At 65.8% G+C, this 23,262-nt stretch carries 12 protein-coding genes and 4 pseudogenes; 7 read left to right on the top strand and 9 right to left on the bottom strand.

Annotated features, from left to right (window positions below):
* Position 1: 1 nt before the first annotated feature.
* Positions 2-3,466: an ATP-binding protein gene (locus ACQ86E_RS20455; protein WP_431201515.1), complete on the bottom strand. Its 3,465-nt coding sequence runs from the start codon at positions 3,464-3,466 to the stop codon at positions 2-4.
* 135 nt (positions 3,467-3,601) lie between these two features.
* On the opposite strand from ACQ86E_RS20455, the pseudogene ACQ86E_RS20450 reads away from it, so the two are divergent.
* The 4 genes and pseudogenes from ACQ86E_RS20450 (at position 3,602) to ACQ86E_RS20435 (ending at position 12,277) form a co-directional block, all read left to right on the top strand.
* A pseudogene (locus ACQ86E_RS20450) lies at positions 3,602-10,048 on the top strand (amino acid adenylation domain-containing protein).
* A 138-nt stretch (positions 10,049-10,186) separates the two neighbouring features.
* Positions 10,187-10,354, top strand: a complete 168-nt coding sequence (locus ACQ86E_RS20445) for a hypothetical protein (protein WP_431201514.1) — start codon at positions 10,187-10,189, stop codon at positions 10,352-10,354.
* Positions 10,355-10,569: 215 nt separating this feature from the next.
* Positions 10,570-11,301: a 4'-phosphopantetheinyl transferase family protein gene (locus tag ACQ86E_RS20440; RefSeq protein WP_431201513.1), complete on the top strand. Its 732-nt coding sequence runs from the start codon at positions 10,570-10,572 to the stop codon at positions 11,299-11,301.
* A pseudogene (locus ACQ86E_RS20435) lies at positions 11,298-12,277 on the top strand (LLM class flavin-dependent oxidoreductase). The gene ACQ86E_RS20440 and the pseudogene ACQ86E_RS20435 overlap by 4 nt, the downstream one beginning before the upstream one ends.
* A gap of 40 nt (positions 12,278-12,317) precedes the next feature.
* Here the strand turns inward: ACQ86E_RS20435 and ACQ86E_RS20430 are convergent.
* The 3 genes and pseudogenes from ACQ86E_RS20430 to ACQ86E_RS20420 form a co-directional block, all read right to left on the bottom strand.
* Positions 12,318-13,344, bottom strand: a pseudogene (locus ACQ86E_RS20430) (histone deacetylase family protein).
* A gap of 133 nt (positions 13,345-13,477) precedes the next feature.
* Positions 13,478-14,419, bottom strand: coding sequence for an SMP-30/gluconolactonase/LRE family protein (locus ACQ86E_RS20425; protein ID WP_431201512.1), 942 nt, complete (start codon positions 14,417-14,419; stop codon positions 13,478-13,480).
* Positions 14,376-16,450: pseudogene (locus ACQ86E_RS20420) on the bottom strand (PQQ-dependent sugar dehydrogenase). The gene ACQ86E_RS20425 and the pseudogene ACQ86E_RS20420 overlap by 44 nt, the downstream one beginning before the upstream one ends.
* 208 nt (positions 16,451-16,658) lie before the next feature.
* Here ACQ86E_RS20420 and ACQ86E_RS20415 point away from each other — a divergent pair.
* Complete coding sequence (locus ACQ86E_RS20415) at positions 16,659-16,892, top strand: DUF6894 family protein (RefSeq protein WP_015688253.1); 234 nt, start codon at positions 16,659-16,661, stop codon at positions 16,890-16,892.
* 9 nt (positions 16,893-16,901) lie between these two features.
* Positions 16,902-17,078: a hypothetical protein gene (locus tag ACQ86E_RS20410; protein WP_431201511.1), complete on the top strand. Its 177-nt coding sequence runs from the start codon at positions 16,902-16,904 to the stop codon at positions 17,076-17,078.
* A gap of 21 nt (positions 17,079-17,099) precedes the next feature.
* Here ACQ86E_RS20410 and ACQ86E_RS20405 read toward each other — a convergent pair whose 3' ends face one another.
* Positions 17,100-17,873, bottom strand: a complete 774-nt coding sequence (locus ACQ86E_RS20405; protein WP_431201510.1) for an enoyl-CoA hydratase-related protein — start codon at positions 17,871-17,873, stop codon at positions 17,100-17,102.
* 99 nt (positions 17,874-17,972) lie between these two features.
* Here ACQ86E_RS20405 and ACQ86E_RS20400 point away from each other — a divergent pair, with 99 nt between their 5' ends.
* Positions 17,973-19,562 (top strand): gamma-glutamyltransferase family protein, encoded by a 1,590-nt coding sequence (locus ACQ86E_RS20400; protein WP_431201509.1) that lies wholly within the window; start codon positions 17,973-17,975, stop codon positions 19,560-19,562.
* Between the two features lie 81 nt (positions 19,563-19,643).
* On the opposite strand, the gene ACQ86E_RS20395 is transcribed toward ACQ86E_RS20400, so the two are convergent.
* From ACQ86E_RS20395 to ACQ86E_RS20380, 4 genes are read right to left on the bottom strand one after another with little or no spacing between them, the layout of a single operon-like run.
* Positions 19,644-20,930 (bottom strand): NAD(P)/FAD-dependent oxidoreductase, encoded by a 1,287-nt coding sequence (locus tag ACQ86E_RS20395; RefSeq protein WP_431201508.1) that lies wholly within the window; start codon positions 20,928-20,930, stop codon positions 19,644-19,646.
* A gap of 10 nt (positions 20,931-20,940) precedes the next feature.
* A complete protein-coding gene (locus ACQ86E_RS20390; RefSeq protein WP_431201507.1) occupies positions 20,941-21,672 on the bottom strand; it encodes an amino acid ABC transporter ATP-binding protein in 732 nt (243 codons plus the stop codon).
* The gene (locus tag ACQ86E_RS20385) at positions 21,669-22,322 is read right to left on the bottom strand and encodes an amino acid ABC transporter permease (protein WP_431201506.1); all 654 of its coding nucleotides are present in this window, start codon (positions 22,320-22,322) and stop codon (positions 21,669-21,671) included. The genes ACQ86E_RS20390 and ACQ86E_RS20385 overlap by 4 nt, the downstream gene beginning before the upstream one ends.
* 42 nt (positions 22,323-22,364) lie before the next feature.
* Positions 22,365-23,123 carry an ABC transporter substrate-binding protein gene (locus ACQ86E_RS20380; RefSeq protein WP_431201505.1) on the bottom strand — a complete coding sequence of 253 codons (759 nt, stop codon included), beginning with the start codon at positions 23,121-23,123 and terminating at the stop codon, positions 22,365-22,367.
* Between the last annotated feature and the right edge of the window lie 139 nt (positions 23,124-23,262).

Here is a 23,262-nt window from a genome sequence, read left to right as displayed (position 1 = left end):
GTCAGGGAGCGGCCCGTTCGCGAACCGGGCCGGCCGCACCGAGGTCGTTGACCAGCTCCATCGCCTGTCTCAGGTCCGGCGTGTAGAAGCCTTCGTTGAACTTGGCGACGATCGGCGCGAGCAGGAGACTTGCGTGCTCGCGCTTGCCTGTCTCGTGCGACAGGCGCGCGAGGCTGACGGCGGTGCGAAGCTCCCAGGACAATGCGCCCTGCTTGCGCGCTGTCTCGAGCGAAAGCGCGAACAGGTCCTCGGCTTCCTGCGCGGATGCGGGATCGCCGTCCGACAGCGTGATCTCGCCCTGCAGACGGTACACTTCGGCGAGATAGGAATGATCGCCGGTCCTTCTCGCGGTCGCGAGCGCGCCGTCCAGCGCGCGCAAGGCGGCATCGCGCATCCCGACCTTGGCATAGGCTTCCGCGAGCAGGCAGCGGAACCAGCAGCCGGCAAGCCAGGAATCCATCGCCTCGTATTCGTCGAGGCCCAGGCGCATCTGGCCGATGCCTTCATCGGCCTCGCCCAATTGCGTCAGCGCCCAGCCGCGCAGGATCGCGGCCTGCTGCTTCCAGTGCAGGAAATTGTGCTCGGTGGCGATGATCATGGCGCGATTGGCATAGTCCCGCGTGCCCTCGATATCGCGCAGGTGCTGGCAGAGATAGGCGCCGAACACCAGCGCGAAAGCGAGTGAGAAGGGATGGCGTATCTTCTCCGCATGCAGGATCGCCTGCTCGCTGTGCTGGCGCGCCGCGTCGGGCCGGCCGAGGAACCACAGGAGGTAGCCGAGATAGGACAGCGAGACGACACCGGGATCGGTGCCGTGCCGCTCCATCAGATCGGAGTGCAAATCGGGGCTGTAGAGATTGATGCAGCGGTGGAGGTGATGTTGTGAGGCAGCAAAGCGCCCGCGATAGAGCATGGTCATCGCGATCGAGCGGTGCGCCTCGATCAGGTAGCCGGTCTGCTGCGCCGGCTGCGTCCGTTCGTTCAGCCGCTCGCGCTTGGCGAACTTCAACAGTTCGACGCTGAGATCGTGCGCGCGGGTCAGGTCGGCGCGGATGAAATGGCAGACCCAGAGCCCGCGGGTGGCGGCGAAGGCCTTTTCGTCGTCGTCGAGCTGCTGGCCCAGCTCGAGCGCGCGCATGTAGTTCTCCTCGACCTCCTGCACCGCATAGCCCTTGGCTGCGATCAGCGCGTTGCCGAGCGCGATGCGCAGCTCGAGCTCGATCTCGTCAGCGCCCTGCATGCGCGCATTGGCCTGCACCACGCCGAGGCCGCGGTGCAGATGGCCGATCGCCTCCAGATTGGCACCGCTCCTGGCCGCCTGCTTGCCGGCCTTGAGCCAGAAGCTCGCGGCGCCCTCGCTCTGGCCGGATTCGGTGAGGTGATGGGCGAGCAGCTCCGGTTCGCGCTCGGTCTTCTCCGGATACATCTCCGCGAGCACCTGCGCGATCCTCGAATGCAGCTTGCGCCGCTCGCTGTGCAGCAGGCTGTCATGCGCGGCGTTCTGGATCATCACGTGCTTGAAGGAGTACAGCGCGTCGGGCGGATGGCCGCGCCGCATGATCAGCCCCGCCTCTTCGAGGTGATCGAGCGCGGCCTCGATCTGCTCCGCCGGCATGTTGGCGACGGCATGCAGCGTCTCGTAGGAGAACTCGCGGCCGATGGTGGCGCCGATCTGCGCGATGCGCTTGAACGGTCCCATCCGGTCCAGCCGCGCCATCAGGGAATCCGTCAGCGTCGCCGGGATGGCGAGTTGCCGCCACGGGCCCGACAGCACGTAGCGCCCGTGCCGCTCGGTCAGCAGGTTGGATTCGAGAACGGTCTTGGTCAGTTCCTCCAGGAACAGCGGCACCCCGTCGGTCTTGACGATGATCTCCTCCACGACCTCCTTGGGAAGCTCGCGGCCCGCGACGCGTTCGACCAGCGTCGTGCGCAATTGCCGGCTCAGGCGGTTCAGCACCAGCGTGGTGATATGCGAGTGCGCGCTCCAGCTCGGCTGGAACTCGGATCGCGCGGTCATGACGACCAGGATCGGCCGGTTCTGCACCCGGTCGACCAGGAGATCGATCACCTCGCGGGAGGTCGGGTCGATCCAGTGCAGATCCTCGAACGCGATCACCAGCGGCATCTCGCGCGCAAGGCCGAGGAAGTGATCGACCAGCGCCACGACGGTCGCATCCTTCTGCTGCTGCGGCGACATGTCGAGCGGTGGATAGCGATCTCCGGTCGGAATCGACAGCAGCGCGGCGAACAGCGGCGTGACCTGCTCGATATTACCATGGGCGGCGGCGATTGCAGTCTCCAGGCCGGCCAGCGCCAGCGCGGACGGGTCCTCGCGATCGAGGCCGAGCGAAAATTTGAGCTGCTCGGAAAACGGATAGAACGCCGTGGAGGTGTAGTAGGGCGAGCACTGGAACGAGATCTGTCCGTGCCGATCGCCAGAGATCCGCTCGAAGACCTCCTGGATGATGCGCGACTTGCCGATGCCGGGCTCGCCGAACTTGACCACGACCTGGCCGTCGCCGTCCTTGACCTGCTGCCAGCGCCCCATCAGCAGTGCGATCTCTTCCTCACGATTGACCAGCGGCGTCAACCGCCCGCCCATGGCGGCGGCGAAGCGGGTCTCCACCCGCGATGCCCGCATCACGTGCCACGCCTGCGCCTTCTCCGAGATTCCCTTCAGCGCATGGGTGCCGAGGTTGCGATAGTCGAACTTCCCCTTCAGCAGCGACTGCGTCGATGCGGAGATCACGACGCCATTGGGCGGCGCCAGGCTCTGAAGGCGCGCGGCCAGATTGACGGTTTCTCCGACCGCGGAATCGCGCTCCTCGGTACCCTGTCCGACGAGGTCCCCGACCACGACGAGGCCGGTCGCGATGCCGATGCGGACGGCCGGAGCGTGGCTCAGCGCGCCGCGCGGCTCGATCGCGCGCGCGGTCGACAGCACCCGCACGATCTCGAGCCCGGCGCGCACCGCGCGCTCGGCGTCGTCCTCATGCGCGGTCGGATAGCCGAAATAGACGAGAATGCCGTCGCCGACGAAACGCGCGGCAAATCCTTCGTAGTGCTTCACCACACGGACGCAGGTCTCGCGAAAGCTCGCGATCATGTCGCGCACATCCTCCGGATCGAACTGCACGGAGAGCGAGGTGGAATCGACCATGTCGCAGAACATGGTGGTGAGCTGACGCCGTTCGGCGCCGACCTCCGTCCGCGTTTGCGGGGATGCCGCAGTTTCAGGCTTTGCCGCGGTCTCGGCCTGGAACAGCCCGGCCATGGCCCGCTGCAGCCGCTTGCGATCGCCCAGCGGCAATCCGAGCTCGACCAGATCGGATTCGGTCAGGTCACCCATGACATCGAGATCGACGCGGTGCTGCGCGAAGAGATCGGTGTAGTGACCAAGACCGATGCCGTCGAGCCAGCTATTCAGCCCGCTTTCCGTCCCCGTGCCCGGTTCATTCTCCAGCATGGTGATTTTGCCCGACCATCACTCCGTCGAAGCGCTTTAGGCCCCTCAACCACAGATTTTGGGGCCCGAACTTCACCTCAGACTGGACGCGTTCCCTAACTCTTGGGAAGAATAGCCCAATCAGATCAAAAGGGAATGGCATTGTCGGACATTGCATCCGGAGCGGGAGAGGGATCGGACGGCAGAGCCGCCGAAACCGGGGCTTTTGCCAATATCAGCGGCTTTCTCGACTTTCATGCGCGCAAGACGCCGGCGGCACCCGCGCTCCTTGCACCGGGCCGGCCGGCGCTCAGCTACGGCGAGCTGGACAAGCTGATCCGGCAATTGGTCCGCACCCTGCGCGGGCTCGGCATCACTCCGGCCGACCGGATGGCAGTCGCGCTCCCGCGCGGCGCCGACAGTGCGCTCGCGCTGATCGCGGTTGCCTCGGCCTGTGCCTGCGTCCCCGTCAATCCCGATCTGACCGCAGACGAGCTGCAACGCTATTTCAGCGAGTTGAAGCTGAGGGGGCTGGTGACCCGCGCCGATATGAACTCGGCCAGTCGCGACGTCGCCAGGGCGCTGGATATCGCGGTGATCGATTTCATGCCGGGGCCGGACGATCGTCTCGGCGGCTGCAGGTTCATCGGACCGGCGGTTGGTCCGGCAAACGCCAGCGGCGCTTCGCGCGGGGACGATGACGCCTTCATCCTGCTGACATCGGGCACGGCGGCGCGGCCGAAAATGGTGCCGCTGACCCATCGCAACGTATGCCTGTCCGCTCGCAATGCCGGCCGCGTGCTGTCGCTGGATTCCCATGATCGCCTGCTCAACGTGCTGCCGCTGTTTCACGCCCATGGCCTGATCTCCGGCCTGCTGACGGCACTGGTCGCGGGCTCCAGCGTGATCTGCACCGACGGCTTCGACGCATCGTCCTTCTTCGGATGGATGCGGGAACTGCAACCGACCTGGTACACGGCGGTGCCGACCATTCATCGCGCGCTGCTGACGGCGGCGGAAGCCGACCCGGATCGCGCCCGGTCCTCGTCGCTGCGCGTGATCCGCTCGGCCTCGTCCTCGCTCGCGCCTGCGATCCTGAGCGGGCTCGAGGCCATGTTCGGCGTCCCCGTGCTTGAGACCTACGGCATGACCGAGGCGGCCTCGCAGATCGCCGCCAATCCGTTCGAGCTGCGCAAGGTCGGATCGGTCGGCCGCGCCGCGGGCCCCGAGATCGCGATCATGGACGAGACCGGCCGGGCACTTGCGAGCGGCGAGCATGGCGAGATCATGCTGCGCGGACCGAACATGACGCGCGGCTATTACAACGACGACGCGGCGACGCAGGCCGCATTTCGCGGCGGCTGGTTCCGGACCGGCGATCTCGGTTACCTCGATGCCGACGGCTATCTCTACATCGTGGGCCGTATCAAGGACGTCATCAACCGCGGCGGCCAGAAGATCTCGCCGCTGGAGGTCGAAGAGGTCCTGCTGAGCCATCCGGCGGTGCTGGAGGCCGGCGTATTCGCCGTTCCGCACCCAAAACTCGGCGAGAACGTCGCCGCCGTCGTGGTGCTGCGGCCGAATTCCGAGGCGACCTCGGACCAGTTGCGCCAGTTCGCGCGCAAGCGCCTTGCGGCCTACAAGGTGCCGAGCCTGATCCGCAGCGTCGCGGCGCTGCCGAAAGGCGCCAGCGGCAAGGTCAAGCGCAATGCGCTGGTCGATCTGGTCGCCAGGGCTGAGGACGGCGACGAGGCGCGGCTGCCACGTACCACGCTCGAGACCCAGCTCGCGGAGATCTGGGCCGGCCTGCTGGAGCTGCCGCAGGTCGGTGTCGACCAGGACGTGTTTGCGCTCGGCGCCGATTCGCTCGCGGCGACACAAATGCGCTCGCGCCTGCGCGAACGCTTCAACGTCGACTTCTCGTTCGAAGACATCTTTGATTGCGCCACGGTCTCCGCGCTTGCGGCCCGGATCGAGACCGCGACCACGCACCGCGAAACGATACTGCCGGCCTGGCGCCAGGCGGCGGCACCGGAGGCGCCGCTGTCGTTCCAGCAGCAGCGAATGTACCTGCTCTCGCGGCTCGACAAGACCCGCTACAACTACAACGTCGTCGAAGTCGCCGTGCTCAAAGGCCTGGTTGACGTCTCCGCGCTCCAGGCCGGCCTGAGCGCGGTCTGCGCGCGCCACGAGGCGCTGCGTTCGGTCTTCGTCGAACGCCACGGCGAGCCGGCGCAGCGTGTGCTGCAGTCGCCGCCGCAGTTCGAGCGGATCAAGCTCAAGCCCTGCCCCGCGGACAAGCGGAAAACGGCGATCAGGCGCGCGGCGGCTCGAGCTTGCGCAATATCCGTTCGATCTGGCGAAGGAGCCGCCGCTGAAGGTGACGCTGCTCTCCTTCGACAAATCCAGCCACGTGCTGGTGGTCAACATCCACCACCTCGTCACCGACGGCTGGTCGCAGCGCCTGTTCTGGGAGGAACTCGCCGCCCATTATGCCGCCGCGCGCAAGACGGGTGCGGCGGCGCTGCCCTCGCCCGCTTTCCAGTATCGCGACTTTGCGCTCTGGCAGCAGAGCTGGGCGCTGACAGAAGCGGCGAAGCAACAACTCGACTACTGGCGGGCGCAGCTCGACGGCGTCACCACGCTGCCGCTGCGAACCGACCGGCCGCGACCGGAGGTCTGGAGCGGCCACGGCGCCCGTCACTATCTCGAATTCTCCAAGGCACTGTCGGCCGATCTGCGCGCGCTGAGCCAGGACCAGGGCGTCACGCCTTTCATGACGCTGCTTGCAGCCTTCCAATGCCTGCTGTTCCGGCACACCGGGCACGAGGACGTCGCGACCGGTTCGCTGATCGCCAACCGCAACCAGATCGAGAGCGAGCGCCTGATCGGACTGTTCGCCAACACCCTGATCCTGCGCAACGATTTTGGCGGCGATCCGGGCTTTGGCGACGTGTTGCGGCGGGTGCGTCAGGTGACGCTGGACGCTTACCGCAACCAGGACCTGCCGATCGAGGAGGTGCTGCGCGCGTTGCAGGTCGCGCGCCGGAGCGACGGCAATCCGCTGTTCCGGATCATGTTCATTCTCCAGAACGCCTCGATCGAGGCGGCCCGTTTCCCCGGCCTGTCGACACGGCGACTGGAGGTGGACCCAAAGGTTGCGCGCTTCGATATCACGCTCGAACTGGTCGAGGCCGACGGCCGCTTCACCGGCTTCTTCGAATACGCCACCGATCTGTTCGACGCGGTGACGATCGAAGCCATGGCGGCTCAGTTCAAGACCCTGCTCAGGGCCGTCATCGCCAATCCCGAGCAGCGCATCTCGCGCCTGCCGCTGCTGACCGAGGCCGAACGCCGGCAACTGCTGGCGCAAGGCCATGGCGCTCCGGCCGATTTCACCAAAGACGGCAATCTCGGCGAACGATTCGACCGCCAGGCGAGGAAGAGACCGAATGCGATCGCGGTGTCGGACGGACACACAACCCTGACCTATCGCGAGCTCGCCCGCCGCAGCCAGGCGGCGGCCCGCTGGCTGGCCCGCGAGGGCATCGGCGCCGAGAGCGTCGTCGCCCTGCTGGCGGACCGCGGCCCCGATCTGCTCGCGACGATGATCGGGGTGCAGCGCGTGGGCGCGGCCTTCCTGAACCTCGATCCCGACCAGCCGCTGGCACGGCTCGCGACCATCCTCGGATCGAGCTGCGCCCGCATGCTGCTGACCGGACGCGCGCAGTCCGCCATGGTCGAAGCGCTGCTCGAACCGCTGGTCGAGCGCATCCATGTGGCCGAGATCGACGATGCGGTTACGCCGCCCGAATCGGCCAAGCCGGCGCGTGCGGCGCGGCGCGCGGCTTCGAGCCTTGCCTATCTCGTCTATACGTCCGGCTCCTCCGGCGCGCCGAAGGGCGTCATGATCGAGCAGCGCGGACTGTCGAACCATCTGGCCTCGCTCATTGCCGAGCTTGGCCTCTCGGCCAGGGACGTGATCGCGCAGACCGCGCCACAGAGCTTCGTGATTTCGGTCTGGCAGTTCCTCGCCGGTCCCATGGTCGGTGCGCGCGTCCATATCTGTGGCAATGCGACCGTGCAGGACCCGATCCTGCTTGCCCGCGAGATCGAGCGCGAAGGAATCACCGTGCTCGAGATCGTCCCGTCGCTGTTGCGCGTAATCCTCGATCGCATGGACGAAGCGCAGGTCCAGCGCGCCTTTGCAGGGTTACGGCTGCTGATCTCGACCGGCGAGCCGCTGCCGGTCGATCTCTGCCGTGCATGGTTCGCCCGCTGCGCCAAGGTGCCGTTGATCAACGCCTATGGCGCATCGGAATGTTCCGACGACGTGTCCCTGCACCGCCTGACCAAGGCCCCGGCGTCGGCGACGGCCAATGTCGCGGTCGGCGCGCCGCTGCCCAACACCCAGCTCTACGTGCTCGATCAGAACCTTCAGCCGCTGCCGGTCGACGTGACCGGCGAGCTCTGCGTCGGCGGCGCCGGCGTCGGTCGCGGCTATATCAACGATCCCGCGCAGAGCCGGCAGCGCTTCATCCCGGATCCATTCGGGCGCAAGGCCGGCGCGCGCCTGTATCGGACCGGCGACCTCGCCCGCCGCCGCGCCGACGGCACGATCGAATGCCTCGGCCGCGCCGACCATCAGGTCAAGATCCGCGGCTACCGCATCGAGCTCAAGGAGATCGAGAACGCGCTTGCCGACCATCCGGGCGTACGGGCCGGCATCGTCGAGCCGCGCCGCGAGGCGAGCGGCGATGTCAGGCTGATCGCCCATATCGTCGCAAGGTCCGGCAGCCGGAGCAACGCCAGCGAGCTGCGCGAATTCCTGAAGAGCCGGCTGCCGGGATACGCCATCCCGTCCGCATTCCTGTTCCTGGATCAGATGCCGGTCAATGCCCATGGCAAGATCGACCGATCGGCGCTGCTCGCGCCGACGCAGCAGGAAGCCTCCGCGCCGGACACCGCCGTTTCGGCACGAGGGTTCACCGAAAAGGTGCTCTCCGACATATGGATCGACCTGCTGAAGGTCGAGAGCCTTGGCGTCACCGACAATTTCTTCGATCTCGGCGGCCATTCGCTGCTGGCGGGCCGGGTGATGGCGCGCATCGCCCGTGCACTCGGCGTGTCGCTGCCGATCAAGACCATCTTCGAGGCGCCGACGATCGAAGAGCTGGCCCGACGGGTCGACGAAGCCGTGACCGCGAAGCCGCGCGGGCTCGCGGCAACCGCGCCGCGGCTGGCCGAAAGCGGGCAGCCGACGCTCTCGATCTCGCAGGACCAGATGATACGGATCGAGCAGAACCTGCCGGGGCTGCCGCTGTTCAACTTGCCTTTCGCCTTCCGGCTCGAAGGCCCGCTCGATCCGGCCTTCCTCGCGCAGGCGTTCGACGACATCGTCCGCCGCCACGAATCGCTGCGGACGGGATTCGGCTGGAGCGGCGAGGAGCCGGTCAGCCGCATCGCCACGCCCGGCGAGTTCGGGCCGGTCCTCACCGTCGAGGTCATCGGCGACGGGCATCCGCACAATAACAAGCGGCGCAGGGCTCTCGAACTCAGGAAGATCAAGCTCCTGATCGAGCAGGAGACCTATGCTCCGTTCGACACCGCACGGCCGCCGCTGTTGCGGGCTCGGCTGTTGCGCCTTCATGCCGACGACCACGTGCTGCTGCTGACGCTGCATCATGCCATTGCAGACGGCTGGTCGATCGGCGTGCTGTTCGAGGAATTGTCGAACCGCTATGCGGCGCTGGCCGGACGTCCGTCCGTGCCGCTACCGAAACTGCCGTTGGCCTATGCGGACATCGCGCGCTGGCAACGCTGGTGGTGCGGTACCGACGCGGCTCGCCGCCAGGCCGCCGAGTGGACGGAGAATCTGCGCAGCGCCGCCCCCTATTTGACGGCGAAGCGAGCCCGAGTGCGTCCACCGGGCGTCATCCGGTCAACCTCGAGGGCGAGTTGATCGGCCGGGTCACGGCCTTTGCCGGCCAGCACAATTGCACGCTCTTCATGTGCCTCCTCACCGGCCTGAAGGCCCTGCTGCTGCTACGAACCGGCCGTAACGACATCTCGATCGCCACCGCCATGGCCAATCGCGGCCAGCCGGATACCGACCGGATCGTCGGCCCGTTCGAGAACACGGTGATCGTCCGCACCCGAATCACGCCGGAGCTGCCGTTCGCGGAAGCCCTGGCCCGGGTGCGCCAGAGCGTACTCGACGCGCATGCGCGGCAGGAGCTACCCTTCAACATCCTGGCCGACCATTTCGAGCAGGAGGGAATCGACCCGTCCTCGCTGCTCCAGGTCTATTTCACACTGCAAAATCCCCTGCGCCAGCCATTGGATTTGCCGGAGATTGCGGTGCAATCGATCGGAAACATCGCGCGCGAGGGCCAGCCGGTGCTGCCGATCGACCAGACCTGGCTGTCGCTGATGCTCAAGGAGCGGCCGACCGGAATCACCGGCTCATGCAACTACAAGCACGATCTGCTGGATGGCCGCATGGTCGGCGAATGGATGGCGGATCTCGTCGCGCTGCTGGAGGCGGCCGTCGCCCGACCCAGCACACCGCTCGGCCAATTGCTTGTGCGCAGGGCAGCATGACCATCTGTACAAGACGGACGAATAGGAGTTCACTCGCCAAAGCTGTGCATGATCAAGTTGCATCTTGATTCTTCAGCTCCAGCGCGCAAGATTATTCTCGCGTTTGATTTGGACGATTATTTTCAACCGGGGAGTGTTATGGGTTTCATCAAATTTGCCAAAGGCACCTCGTTGAGCGACAAGGATCGCAAGGCGCTCCAGAAGCTGCTCACCACCGAGAAGAAGAAGCTGCAGTCCGCGCTGAAGGACGTCGACGCCAGTCTTTCCGTGCTGGGCGGGTCGAAGAAGGCCAAGAAGAAAAAGTAAGACTCGTTGGCGAGACGCCGACGAAGCTTCGGATAACGGTCGCACGCCAGCCGAGCTGGGGGCTCGCACAAGCTTGCGCCCGTAAACCGTCCAGCAATCGACAAGAATTTGCCCGGGTGGACCGCTAGAAGCGGTTTGCTCAGTTGCTTCTTGCTCAGTTGATTCTTCTGTCAGAGCCGGAGTTTTGCCTCCGCCTGACGCCATGGGCCAAATTGATGGCAGACGACAGGATTGAACTGTTTGTCGGACTGATCGAGAGCTTTGACGCGCTGGGCGCAGTCGAAGCGTGCCGACGTCTGCTCTCGGTCGACGAACGGGTCCGCGCCGACCGCTTCATGTTCGAGCGGCATCGGCGGCAGTATATCTTCGCCCACGCAATGTTGCGCCTGGCGTTGTCCAAGGCCGCGCCCAACGTCGCTCCCTCCGACTGGTCCTTTGCAGCCGGCCGCTACGGGCGGCCGTTTGTCGCAGCGCCCGCGACGTCGACGGCGCTGCATTTCAGCCTGTCCCATGCCGACGGCTGCGTTGCCTGCGTCGTGTCGCAGCATGAGGCCGTCGGAATCGACGTCGAAACCGTGTCACGGCGGGTCGCGCCGCTGTCGACGGCGCTTCGCTTCTTTGCCCCGGAGGAGGTCGAGACCTTGCGCGGCCTGCCGGAGCCCGCGGCAATCGAACGCTTCTTCGACTATTGGACGCTCAAGGAGGCCTATCTGAAGGCCCGAGGTTTTGGGCTCAATCTGCCGCTCGACGCCTTCGCGATGCAGGTATCGCAGGAGGCCATCGAGATCAGCTTCAAGTCCGATATCGCCGACGATCCGCAGGGGTGGCGCTTTTCGTTGTGCTCGCCATCGCCGTCGCATCGCCTCGCGATCGCCGACGGCTCCCGCGCCGACGGCGGCCTTCCCATCAACCGCAATGCCTGGCCGCTCCAGGAAGCGGCTGAATGAAGCCGGCACGGCTGCGCGTCTTTCCCGCGATTTCGCGCAACCGCGATGCCAGCAAATATGTCGAAGAGCTGATGCGGGTAGCGCAGTTCGTCGACCGCAACGGCTTCGAGGGCATCCTGCTGTTCGAGGGCAACGACGTCTTCGTCGAGCCCTGGGCAATGGCTCAGCACATCATGGCTGCGACGACGCGAAGCTCGCCGCTGATCGCGGTCAACCCGGTCTACATGCACCCGTTCACAGCGGCAAAGTTCGTCTCGTCGCTTGCCCAGCTCCACGGCCGCAAGGTCTATCTCAACATGATCACGGGGACCGCGGTCAGTGACTTGCAGGGTTTGGGCGACGAGCAATCGCATGCGGACCGCTATGTCCGGCTCGGCGAGTTCGTCGCGCTGATGCGCCAGTTGCTGACGAGCCCGCGGCCGGTGAATTTCGAGGGCCGGTTCTACCGCGCACACCATCTGCAGCTTCGCCCGCGCCTGCCGGCGGAGCTGATGCCGGAATTCCTGATCGCCGGCCAGTCGGACGCAGCGCAGCGCTTGGCGAGGAGACCGGCTGCATCAAGATGCAGATGCTGCCGCCCGATCTCGACCGCGGGCTGGATGCGCCCGGAATGAATTTCGGCATCTTCGCACGCGAGAGCCGTGAGGAGGCGAGGCAGGCGGCCAAGTCGCGCTTCCGCGACAACCCCGATGATCGCGAACTGCTCGCGCTCACCGTGGACAACAGCGACTCCGTGTGGAAACGGCGCCTCTATGACGGCCAGAGCGGCGAGCTCGCCGACAACGGCTACTGGCTATTGCCGTTCCTGACCTTCCAGGCCGACTGCCCCTACCTGGTCGGCAGCTATGCCGAAATCGGCGTCAAGCTGAAGGAGTTTGCAGCGAAGGGCCTCACCACGGTCATGCTCGACATGGTCGCCGACGAGACCGAGATGCAGCATGTCTGCAAGGCGCTCGCGGCCAGCGGGATGTTCTGAAATTATCCCGCCTCTCCCCGCTTGCGGGGAGAGGCGAAGTTCACCGCGCCTCTTCGAATCCCGCCAGCACCGAGGTCAGGTTCGCCCCAAGGATGTCCGAGAGATAGCCACCCTCCTGCACGAACACGGTCGGCAGGCCCAGCTTGGCGATGGCCTGGCCGATGCGGCGGAAGCCGGGCGTGGTGACGGACAGTCCCTTGAGCGGATCGTCCTCGGAGGCATCCAGGCCGAGCGCAATGACGAGGGCGCCGGGCGCAAAGGATCTCGATCGCCTTGCGCGCGACGTCCATGGCCTGCATGTAGCCGTCATCGCCGGTGCCGATGGCGAGCGGGATGTTGAGATTGGTGCCGAGGCCCGGGCCTTCGCCGCGCTCATGCGCGTAGCCCCACACATAAGGGTAATACGCGACGGGATCGGCGTGGATCGAGACGGTATAGACGTCAGGGCGCGCGTAGAAAATGCCCTGCGTGCCGTTGCCGTGATGGACGTCGACATCAAGGATGACGACGCGCTCGTGCTTGAGCCGCAGATGTGCGGCGGCGATCGCGCTGTTGTTGAGGAAGCAGAAGCCGCCGGCCATGTCGCGATAGGCGTGATGGCCGGGCGGACGGCAGAGCGCATAGACGGCGTCTTCGCCGTCCATCACCATTTGCGCCGCCGTGGTCGCGACATCGGTTGCCGCACAGGCTGCGGCCCAGGTGCCGGGACCGATCGGTGCCGCGGTGTCGGCGGTGTGCCAGCCGAGCTTGCCGACGATGTGGGTGGGGTAGGTCGCAGCGTGGCGCACGGGATGGATGTTGCCGATCATCTCCGGGCCGGAATCGCCGAGCGCCGTCCAGGCGTCCCAGGCCTCGCTCAGGAACGACAGATATTCCGGGCTGTGAATGCGCGCACGCGGCCCCTGCCCGAATGTGGTCGGCTCGACCAGTTGATGCTTGCCGTCCTTCAACCCCTTCAGCAGCCGGTCGGCGCGCTCGGGTTGTTCGGTGGTGCGCTTGACGACACCGCGAACCAGGAAGAATTGCGGATCGTGGCTGCGATGCAGCTCGGTATGGACGGCTTTCACTCAAACACTCCGTGGTCGCGTGCTCTGTAACGGTGCCCACAGATGTCTAAATCTCCGCGGCGGCTCGATGCAAGCAAGAAGAATGCCGTCCCCGTCGCGCCGTCCTGCGCCGGAAGCAGACCGCCTCTGATGCTCAGCAACGCCCGCGCTGCAGGCAGTGCTCGCGGCCCTGCTGATCGGTGCGGAAAGACTCGATGAAGCCGCCCTGGCGCTGGGTGACGAAAACGGTCTTGCCGTCGCTGCCGCCGAAAGCGAGGTTGGTCGGCTCCTTGCCCTTCAGCGTGATCTCGCGCTCGACTGCGCCGTTCGGTTTCATCAGCGCGATGGTGCCCTTGAGGATGCGTGCGATATAGAGACGGCCGGCGACGTCGGTGCGCAGGCCGTCGACGGTGTCGGGCTGGAACGTCTTGATCAGCTTTGCGTCCGTGAGCTCGTTGCCATTGATCGCATACGACCAGATCTGGCCGCTGCTGGATTCCCCGACATAAAGCGTCTTGCCGTCCGGGCTGAGATCGATGCCGTTGGTGGTGCCCATCGCGCGCGGCGCGGACATCACCCGCCCCTGCACCGAACCGTCGGCGGCTCTCGCAATCCGCCAGATGTGGCCCTCGCGACCTTTCCAGTTCGGATCGCTCGCATAGATCGTGCCGTCGCGCGCAATGGTGATGTCGTTGGGCTGGTTCATCTCGTCGGAGTGAAACCAGACCGAGGGCTCGGTCGCGCCCTTGGGAATGATGAAGATGTTGTGCTTCTTGTAGTCGGCGATGAACATCGCGCCGCTTCGATCGAAACGGATCGCGTTGCCGACGCTGCCCTCGGGAAGTGCCGTGAACGGCCCCGAGGCCGCGCCGCCCGCCGGCAGCTTGCCGATTGTGCCGGGCTTGCCGAAGTTCACGACGAAGAGATTGCCATCGAGATCGGCGGCGGGCCCTTCGATGCCGAACGTGTATTCGCTGGCAGGCGTGACCTGCACGCTTTCGAACAGTCTCGTTTCCGCGCGGGCCGACGAGACCGCGAGAATGAGACAAACGCTACTGCACAGGCACCAGAAATTCATGCCGGATGTAATAGCCATCGTCGTCGCTGCACTCGCCATTCAAATAGGGATCGGCCGGCCGGAAGAATCGGCTGAAGCCGGGTTTGTCTACAGCGCTCCTTTGTGTCACGACGACGACCTTGGAGGCCGGTATTTCGCCGCATTCCTTGTTGGCTCTGCTGAAGAACTTGCGTTGCGGCGGTCCCGCCTTGATCCACATCCGCGTGCCCGGGACCATTCTCGCAACGAGCATGTCGGCGGTATCGAGCAGACCGGCATAGCCGGGCTCGGTCTTCGGCAATGTCTCGCCGCCCGGCGGCATCAGCTTCTCCGCGCCGATCCCGCGTAGCCGCGTGCGCAGCCTGCCCGCGTTGGGATCGCCGGGATAGATCCAGCCGTCCTGCGCCAGCATGAAGCGGAGCACCGTTGCGTCCTTCTCCGCATCCGGTTGTCCCGGCTTCAGACCAAAATCCGAATGGCAGCCGACGCAGTGCTTCTCGACGAGCCCCTTGCGCAGCGTGGTCAGCCGAACCCGGTTCTGCGCGTCCCTGGCGACGAAGGCTGCGAGCTGGTCGATCACCGCCTGGCTGCGGGTATCGCAGGGCAGCGGCGGCGGCGGATCGCCCGCTGCGCGATCGATCCGGATCACGGTCTGGTTCTTGTCCTCGACCAGCCAGATCGCGCCGTCCTCCGCGACGGTCATGCCGACCGGTGCGCCCTGCGGCCGCGCGCCGTTGACGCGGTGCCAGCCGGCGATCAGCTCCTCGAACGGCGCGGCGGCAACCTCCCCCGCGTCGGTCTGGAAGCTGCGGGTCGGATCGGCCGCGCAGCTGACGCGATAGCGCACCGGCGGAGGGCTCGGCCTGGGGAAGCCGTGGTCGTCGACGTCGTAGACGAGCACGCGGCTGCCGGTCGGGCGATAGCCGTGCAGGCCGACCAGCAGCTTGCCTTCGAGCTCCGGGAATTTCGCGCCGTGATAATACACCATCGCCAGCGGGCGCCGTGCGGCGGCATCAGCGAGAGCGGTCGCCTGTAGAGCGCATTGGCCGTGCACAGCGACTTGTAGACGCCGGACTGCAGCACGGTTCTGAATTCGGGGCTCGGCGTCGACAAATCATAGCAATAGGGCCAGCCATAATGCTTGCCCTGCTCGATCGCGTTGAGCTCCTCGTTGGGCTTGAAGATATCCGGCAGGTCGCGGCCGTTCTCGCCTTGCAGGAAGGCATAGCCGGCATCGGGAAAGTTCGGATGCAGCGCCAACGCCATCGAATTACGCAAGCCGCGCGCGTAAACCAGATGAGGCGGATCCGGATCGTTCGGCTTCAACGCCGGAAAGACACCGCCCGCGGGCGGCGTGAACAGCCAGATCGACGCCATCGCGGCACCGCCTTCGGCGGCCGCGCAAGGCCGCGTGATCGGCGCCGGCGTGATGCAATCGTCGCTGTGCGAGCCGATGTTGACGAACAGCCGCCCGTTCCTGTCGAAAACGAACTGCTTCAGCGGATGCGCGCTCTCGTCGAGCCTGCTGCCGTCAGGCAACCGGATCCGGCGCCCGGGCATGTGACGGATGATGGTCTCGACCGTGCCGCGCGGATTGTCCGCGATCGGGTCGAACCGGAAAATCGTCTCGGCTGTCGAGGCATAGAGCTTCCTGTCCGGTCCGATGACGAGGCCGAACGGATATTCGATGCCGGTCAGCAGTTCCTTGAATCTCTGCCCTTGGGGCGCATGCGGATCGAGCAGCAGCAGCCTGCCATCGGCGTGGCCCCAGCCGCCCATGTCGGCCACGACGAACAGCTCACGGCCCGGCACCTGGACGATCGAGCGCGGAAACTTGAGGTGATCCTCTTCGCTGGCGACGAGGCCTACGCAAAATCCCGCCTTCATGTCGATCTGGAGTCTGGGAAAGGCGAGATCGCCGCTGCCGCAGAGCTCCGCGCCGATCGCGTAGCCGCTTTTCCTCACCGGTTCGGAGGAGGCTCCCGATGCAAGGCTGAGCAGCCCCCCAGTAACAGCAGCGACAAACAGGCGCCGGTAGCGACGTTCGCGCCAGAATGTGAGGTGATGCACGGCAGCCTCCCCAAACTTTCCGCGCAGACTTGTTCCATGTCGAGGGAACGCCGTCCAGTTGGTCATCACCCGCCTGTGATTAAACCTGTAACGACCTTGGTGCCGACCAATATCCGTAACTTCCCTTACCGGGCTCGACCCGAATGTTTCGCGCATGCTTCGGATGGTATCGGTCTGCCATCCCGATCGCTCCCTATAGGAGACGAATATGGTTCAGGTCTATTTTCACTGCTCCAATACCGACGGCACGCTGATCGATCGCAGCGGCACCGCGGTGACCAGCCTGACCGAGGCGCGCGACCGTGCCGCCCAGATCATGAGCTCGATGATCCAGACGCCCGGCACCGAGGACTGGCGCGATTGGGTGATTCATGTCAGCGGCTCCGACGGCGAGGAGATTTTCGATCTCCCCTTCACCGCCATGCTCGGCAAGCCGCATTGAGGTGATGCCATGTTGCTCGCTTCACTGACCCTGCTCTGCCAGCCCCTGAGCTTCATCGCCGCCAAATGGCAGAAGCTGGTGCGGATTGCCGGCAAACCTTACCGCCCCGAACTTCACTACATGCGCGGCCCGGGGCCGAAATGGCACGCCAAATATCAGGCCAGCCGGCTGGACCGCACGCGCTGAGCGCGGTCCGCCACCCCTCCGCTATTTGCCCATGAATTTCGCCTTGCGCTTCTCGACGAAGGCGTTGCGGCCTTCGACCGCATCGGCGCTCCGGCGGATCGCGGCCTGAAGCTCGATCTCGCGGCGGAATTGCGCCTCATAGGTCGCATGCTCGCTCTCCTCGATCAGCGCGCGGGTTGCGACCAGAGCGAGCGTCGGCCCCTCCGCCAGGCGACGCGCCAGCGTCATCGCCTCCTCCATCAGCTTCGTATCATCGACGACCTGCCGCACCAGGCCGATCTCCTGGGCCCGCTCGGCCGTCAGCGGCTCGTTCAGAAGCATCAGCTCGATCGCCCGCTGCCGGCCGATCAGGCGCGGCAGCAGCCAGGTCGAGCCGAGATCCGGCACCAGCGCGATGCGGCTGAATACCTGGATGAAGCTCGCCGACCGCGCCGCAACAATGATGTCGCCGGCCATCGCAAGACTGAAGCCGCCGCCAGCCGCGACGCCGTTGACGGCGACGACGACGGGCACCCGGCATTCGCGCAGCGCCCTGAAGGCCGGCCAGTAGAACCGCATCACGCCGGCGGCGATGTCCTCGCCGAGCGCCTCGGATGCCTTCAGATTTTGTCCTGAGCAGAAGCCGCGCCCGGCGCCAGTGAGGACCAGGGCGCGAACGCTTTCGTCCCGCGTCATCTCGGCCACCGCAGCGGCGAGCGCGCCGAGCAGGTCCGGTGTCATCGCGTTCAGGCTCGCCGGCTCGTCCAGCGTCAATATCCCGACCGCGCCATCCCGCGCCTGTTTCACACCTGCCATGTCGGTTCTCCCTTTGGATTGTTCTCGTTTGCCGCAATGTGCCATTGTCCGCGCGCTCCGCCAACCAAGACAACCGACGACAACAGACAAGACGACATCATGCCTCATCAATTCAGTCTCGCCCAATCCGTCCGCAAACCCGCCATCAAGACCAAGGGCGGCATCGTCGCCGCGCAATCGCGGCGGGCGGCCGAAGTGGGGGCGCAGGTGCTGGCGGCGGGCGGCGATTGCGTGGACGCGATCGTCGCGACCACCATGGCGCTGAACGTGCTGGAGCCCTGGAACAGCGGTATCGGCGGCGGCGGTGCGATGGTGCTCTACCGCGCCAAGGAAAATCGCTACGAGGTGATCGACTACGGCATGTGTGCGCCGCAAAGCCTGCGCACCGCCGACTATCCGCTCAGCGGCGCGGGCGCAGCCTCCGATCTCTTCCCGTGGCCGCGGGTGAAGGACGACCGCAACATCCACGGCCCCGGCGCGGTCGCCGTGCCCGGCGTCGTCGCCGGCATGGAGGAGGCGCATCGCCGCCACGCGAAGCTGCCGTGGAAGGATCTGGTCGCGCCGTCCGTCGCGCTCGCGGGCGAAGGCATGCTGGTCGACTGGTGGACCACGCTGACGATCGCGAACTCGGCCGCCGATCTCAGGCGCTACCCCGGAAGCGCGGCCACGTTCCTGAAGGACGGCCTGCCGCCGAGCGCGCCGTGGGGCGTCAAGTCCGAGACGCGGCTGCGGCTGGACAATCTGAAGGCGACGCTGTCGCATCTTGCCGAAGCCGGCCCGCGCGATTTCTACCAGGGCGATCTCGCCAGGAGCATCGCCTCGGACATCAAGGCCGACGGCGGCTCGCTCTCGGTGGAGGATCTCGCCGCATTCCGCGCCCATCCGCGCGAGCCGCTGGCGATCCCCTATCGTGGCGGCAAGGTCATCGCGACGCCGGAGCTCACGGCCGGACCGACGCTGGCGCATGCGCTGCGCCTGCTGCAGGAGACTCTGAAACCGGCAGGCACGCCCGATGCGGCCGCCTATGGCGAATATGCGCTCGCGCTGCAAGCTGCCTATGCCGAGCGGCTCAAGGACATGGGCGACGCCGCAGGCAAGCGCTCGCTCGGCGCGGAGTATCTGGCACCGGCCTGCACCACGCATTTCTCCGTGGTCGACCGCGACGGCAACATCGCAGCGGTGACGCAGACGCTACTCTCGTCCTTCGGCTCGAAATACGTGACGCCGCACACCGGCATTGCCATGAACAACGGCATCATGTGGTTCGATCCGACGCCCGGCACCACCAACTCGCTCGCGCCCGGCAAGCGCTGCCTGACCAACTACACCCCTGTCATCGCCGAGACCAAGGATGGCAAACGCCTCGCGATCGGTGCGTCCGGCGGCCGCCGCATCCTGCCGTCGGTGATGCAGCTCGCGTCGTTCGTGATGGATTTCGGCATGGACCTGGATGCCGCCATCCACCAGCCACGCATCGACGCCAGCGAAGGCGCGATCGTGATCGGCGACGCCCGCCTGCCGGCGGACGCCCGCAAGGCGCTCGCCGCGCGCTTCGATTACGAGGAGACCCAGGTGCAGGCCTTGCCGCAGAAATTCGCCTGCCCGAGCGTGGTGATGCGCGAGGGCGAGATCAACTCCGGCGCGGTTGAAATCTTCCAGCCGTGGGCCGATGCGGTGGCGGAAGGCTGAGCAGACTCGGTCAGCAACGGGCTCTTTAACCTCTCCTGCAAGCGGGAGAGGGAGCGCACTCGCGTTGCAGCAACCAGTGCTTCAAATCCCCAGCCGGTCCCTGACACGCCCCGCGATCACGGCGGTCGTCACGCCAACGGGCCAGAATGCATGCATCGAGATCGGCTTGATGCCGGTGACGGGCATGTCGATCCCGGCCCTGGCGCCGCCGATCAGGCGGCGGGCGAGTTGGGCGCCCATCGCGGTCGAGAGCGCGACGCCGCGGCCGTTGCAGCCGAGCGAGATCAGGACGCCCTCCGCAGGCTCGTGCACATGCGGATAATGATCCCCGGTGATGGCGAGGCGGCTGTTCCAGCCATGCGTCCAGGTGGCACCCTTGAGCTGCGGCCAGAGCCGCTCGGCATAACGCATGAGATAGGCGACATCGTTCGGCGCGCTGATCCAGCGCATCGGGCCGCGGCCGCCCATCAACAGACGGTTGTTCTGGTCGATGCGGTAGTACACCGTGATGTGACCGCTTTCGTAGAGCACCGGACGCGTCGGCATGATCGAGCGGGCGACCTCGTCCGACAGCGGCGCGGTGGCGGCGATCGAGGAGAACACCGGCACGATGGTGCGGCGGAGCGCAGGCCAGAGATCATCCGTAAAGCCGTTGGTGGCGAGCAACACCTTGTCCGCATGCACGATCGCGCGCGGCGTCTCGATGCGCCAGCGGCGGCCGTCGCGGCGGAGCGACAGCGCCGGCGTTTCGCCATGGACCTTCGCCCCTGCCGAGATCGCGGCGCGCGCGAGGCCGCGCGCGTAGCTGAGCGGATGCAGATCGCCGCCGCGGCTGTCCAGCATGCCGCCGATATAGCGGTCGGTGCCGGTCATCTCGCGCAGCTGCTCGCGGTTCAGATAGGTCACGGGCATGCCGCGACGGATGCACTGCTGCGCGGTCGCCTCGATCGCAGCGGCGCTGGCCTCGTTATACGCCGTGCGCAGCGTGCCGTTCTGCCGCGCCTCGCACGGGATCTGGTAGCGGCGGATCAGATCGTGCGTGAAGTTGGTGGTGCCGTAGGCGAAGTCGATCATGCGGCGGCCGAGCTCGACGCCGAAATCTGCTTCGATCTGGTCGGGATCGTGCTTCAAGCCGGGATTGGTGTGGCCGCCATTGTTGCCCGATGCACCCCAGCCGGGCTCCTGCGCCTCCAGCACCAGGGCCTCGACACCCTGCTCCGCCAGATGCAGCGCCGTGGACAGGCCTGTGTAGCCGCCGCCAATGATCGCAACGGAAACGTTCTTGTCCGTGTCGAGCGGCGGCGTGGCAACCGGTGCAACGGCGGTGTCGGCATAGAGTGAGGGCGGCAGGGGCAGGCGCGCAGTCATGGCGAACCGATCAGAGCGGGTGCAGCACACGACGCAAAAAGTCCTGCGTGCGCGGATGCTGGGGTTGATTGAGCAGCGCCTTGGCCGGCCCCTGCTCGACGATGACGCCGCCGTCAATGAACAGCACACGGTCGGCGACGTCGCGGGCAAAGCCCATCTCGTGGGTGACGACCACCATGGTCATGCCGTCGTCGGCGAGCTTGCGCATGACGCCGAGGACGTCGCCGACGAGCTCGGGATCGAGCGCCGAGGTCGGCTCGTCGAACAGGATCGCCTTGGGCTGCATCGCCAGCGCCCGCGCGATCGCGACGCGCTGCTGCTGGCCGCCGGAGAGCTGCGGCGGATGCGCGTCGGCCTTTTCGGCGAGACCCACCTGCGCAAGCAGCGCGCGGCCCCGCTCGAGCGCCACAGCGCGCGCTTCCTTCTTGACGTAGAGCGGTCCCTCGATGACGTTTTCGAGCGCCGTGCGATGCGGGAACAGATTAAACCGCTGGAACACCATCGAGACCTGGGTGCGAACCTTCACGATCGACGAGGCATCGCGATCGACCTTGAGGCCTTCGATGCTGATCTCGCCGCGGTCGTAGCTTTCGAGCCCGTTGATGCAGCGCAGGATCGTCGACTTGCCCGAGCCTGATGGCCCGACGATGCAGACCACCTCGCCCTTCTGGACCGATGCCGTGATGCCCTTGAGCACCTCGTTCTGGCCAAAGCTCTTGTGGACGTCGGTGAGCTCGATCATTTCTTGCCGGCCCGCTTCTCGAAATGACGAACCAGCAGGATCAGCGGAATGCTCATGGTGAGATACATCAGCGCCACCATCGTGAACACGTTGGTGTTCTTGAAGGTCGATGACGCGATCAGCTTGCCTTGCAGCGCGAGTTCGGCCACCGTGATGGTCGAGGCTTGCGAGGAATCCTTCAGCATCATGATCATGACGTTGCCATAGGGCGGCAGCACGATCCGCACCGCCTGCGGCAGCACCACGCGGCGCATGGTCAGCCACCAGCCCATGCCGATCGACTGCGCCGCCTCGATCTGGCCCTTGTCGATCGCCTCGATGCCGGCGCGGAAGTTCTCGGCCTGGTAGGCCGAATAGGCGATGCCGAGTCCGAGGATCGCGGCCTGCAAGGCCGACAGCGTGACGCCGAGATCGGGCATCACGAAGTACAGATAGAACAGCAGCACGATGATCGGGATGCCGCGGATTACGTTGATCAGGCTGGCGCTGAGCAACGACAGCGCCTTGATGCCGGAGACCCGCATCATCGCCCAGATCAGGCCCAACACCGTCGAGAGCAGCAGCGAGCCGATGGTGACGAGGATCGTCAAAACGACGCCGCTCATCAGGATCGGGAAGAACTCGAAGGCGTCGTGCCAGAAGCCTTTCATCGGCAAGCCTTCAAAGCCCCTTCATCGATCGGCCCCTGACGATCAGCCCTGTGCCTTCAGGCCCCATTTGCCGAGGATCTTGTCGATGGTGCCGTTGGCCTTCAGCTTGGCCAGCGACGCGTTGATCTTGCCGAGCAATGCGGCCTCGCCCTTGCGCACGCCGATACCGACCGAGCCGACGGTGACGGGCTTGTAGCCGTCGACGAGACGCACCTCGGGGAAACCGCCCTGCTTCAGATTGTAGGCGAGGATCGGATAGTCGGCGTAGCCGGCCTTGAGGCGGCCGGTGTTCACGTCGCGCAGAATGTCGGGGATGGTGTCGTAGGCCTTGACGTCGGCGAACAGGCCGGACTTCTTCAGCGCATCGACGAAGGCGGTGCCGACCTGGGCGCCGACCGTCTCGCCCTTCAGATCGTCCTGCGTCGCATAGGCCTTGGTGTCGGTCTTCGGCACCACCAGGCCTTCGCCATAGGTGTAGATCGGGTCGGAGAAGTCGACGACTTCCTTGCGCGGCGCGGTGATGAACATCGCGGCGGCGATGATGTCGATCTTGCTCGAGGTCAGTGACGGGATCAGCGCCGAGAACTGCATCGGCTCGATCTGAACGTTGAAGCCGGCATCCTTGCCCACTTCGGTCACGAGATCGACCATGATGCCCTGGATGGTATTGGTCTTGGTGTCGAGGAAGGTGAAGGGAATGCCCGTCGGCGTCGAGCCGACCTTCAGCACCTGCTGCGCCGAAGCGGGCATAGCTGCCGAAATTGCGAGCGCCGCAACCGCGGCCAGACCAAAACGCTTCATCGCATTCCCCTTTGGGTCCGGCCGGTGCGGCGCTCGCAAATGTCGTGTTCGCAGACATTGCGGGCCGAGCCGTTTCGGCCTATTTTCACCAATATGAAAATTTGGTCACACTTTCGCGAGTGATGCAAGTGGTTTTCAT

It is taken from the genome of Bradyrhizobium betae, from assembly GCF_050632175.1.
Taxonomy (GTDB): Bacteria; Pseudomonadota; Alphaproteobacteria; order Rhizobiales; family Xanthobacteraceae; genus Bradyrhizobium; species Bradyrhizobium betae_B.
The sequence above is the reverse complement of the archived record's forward strand: the minus strand, read 5'-3'. Positions and strand labels throughout refer to the sequence as shown.